The 707-nt window shown below is 59.8% G+C and carries 1 protein-coding gene; it reads left to right on the forward strand.

The genetic code is table 11. The features are described from left to right. Window positions 1-639, forward strand: a 639-nt coding sequence (locus IRZ56_RS22905; protein WP_268868154.1) for a group II intron maturase-specific domain-containing protein, incomplete at its 5' end; no start/stop codon positions are given. Window positions 640-707 lie beyond the last annotated feature (68 nt).

Genomic DNA, 707 nt, shown 5'->3' on the forward strand with positions numbered 1-707 from the left:
GAGCTGGAGCGACGAGATCATCGCTTCGTCCGTTATGCCGATGACGCAAACATCTATGTGCGCAGTCCTCGCGCAGGCGAACGAACGATGAGCAGCGTTGAGCGCTTCCTGAATCAGCGCCTGAAACTGACGGTGAATCGTAAGAAGAGCCGAGTCGCAGGGGTTTGGAAGTGTGACTACTTGGGCTATGGCATGAGCGGGCACCGGCAACCGAGGTTGCGCGTGGCAGCGATGAGCCTAGGTCGCGTGCGCGCCCGGCTAAGCGAACTGCTACATGGCGCGCGGGGGCGCAAGATGGCGAGCGTCATCGAGCGGATAAACCCCGTGTTACGAGGTTGGGCGAACTACTTCAAGCTCAGCCAGAGCAAGCGGCCGCTTGAGGAGCTGGATGGTTGGATCAGGCACAAACTCCGCTGTGCCATTTGGCGTCAATGGAAGCGGCCCTCCACGAGGGCGCGCAACCTGATACGTCTGGGGTTAGGCGAGGAGCGGGCTTGCAAATCAGCCTTCAATGGCCGAGGCCCATGGTGGAACTCCGGAGCGCCACACATGAATCAGGCGTTGCCGAAGAAACTATGGGATCAACTCGGACTGGTCTCGATACTCGATACGATCAACAGGCTTAGCCGCATAACCTGAACCGCCGTGTACGGAACCGTACGCACGGTGGTGTGAGAGGACGACGGGTGAGAGCCCGTCTCCTACTC

The organism is Pseudomonas guariconensis, from assembly GCF_015680235.1.
GTDB classification, from domain to species: Bacteria; Pseudomonadota; Gammaproteobacteria; order Pseudomonadales; family Pseudomonadaceae; genus Aquipseudomonas; species Aquipseudomonas guariconensis_A.